Origin of the sequence: Mesorhizobium sp. M4A.F.Ca.ET.050.02.1.1, from assembly GCF_003997725.1 — a bacterium.
Classification (GTDB): domain Bacteria; phylum Pseudomonadota; class Alphaproteobacteria; order Rhizobiales; family Rhizobiaceae; genus Mesorhizobium.
In genome coordinates, this window is record NZ_RZSG01001526.1 from 1 (window position 1) to 426 (window position 426).

The following is a 426-nucleotide window of genomic DNA, read 5'->3' on the forward strand; positions in this document are numbered from 1 at the left end:
GTTGTCGGTCGCATTGGTCGGCGTAAGCGCTGGTGGCGAGTTCTATGAACGGCAATTGAATGTCATGTTGTTCGTGGCCATTACCGCGATCATCATTTTCGGTATCCCGCTGGCCTGGCCGGTGGCCATCGCCGGGCTGGCGCTCGGGCTGTATCTCGTGTTTCAGCTGCAGAACCCCGCCATCGAACATGGGAGCGCGGCCGCTGGGACGCTGTTCTTCGCCAGCGGTATCTTCGCAACAGTCGCCGCGCGACGCATCATGACAATTCTGGCGCAGAAGACTTTCCTGTTTGAGCTTCGCGATCGGCGCAGGGTTGCCGAACTGGCCAAGGCGAACCAGCGGTTGGAACTGTTGGCAAGGACCGATCCGCTCACCGGCCTCGCCAACCGGCGCTGGATGACGGAAACGCTCAGCCGCATCTGGGG

1 protein-coding gene is annotated in these 426 nt (G+C 61.5%); it reads left to right on the plus strand.

Translation table 11 applies throughout. From position 1 onward, the window contains the following. A partial coding sequence (locus EOA33_RS38480; RefSeq protein ID WP_145989631.1) for a GGDEF domain-containing protein occupies nucleotides 1-426 on the plus strand: 426 nt, incomplete at both ends.